Here is a 211-nt window from a genome sequence, read left to right on the forward strand (position 1 = left end):
TGGGCAACCTGTGCATGGGGCTGCTGCCGCTGGCGCGCAGCCCGCAGCTCAAGCGCCACCGGGTGGACGCCCTGCAGACCTTGGAGGCGCTGCAGGCGGTCGTGGCACGCAAGATCGACGCGTATCTGCGCCAGGCCCGCGGGGAGGCAGCCGCCCGTGCCGGGCTGCGCCTGAAGGACGGCGACGAAGCCTGCGGCACGCGCTGTGCGGC

General features: G+C 74.4%; 1 protein-coding gene. It reads left to right on the forward strand.

The genetic code is table 11. The features are described 5' to 3' along the window. Positions 1-211: hypothetical protein (locus AB3X89_RS40935; RefSeq protein WP_368588141.1), on the forward strand; the 211-nt coding region annotated here is incomplete at both ends.

Origin of the sequence: Paraburkholderia sp. BR14320, from assembly GCF_040948665.1 — a bacterium.
GTDB lineage: Bacteria > Pseudomonadota > Gammaproteobacteria > Burkholderiales > Burkholderiaceae > Paraburkholderia > Paraburkholderia youngii.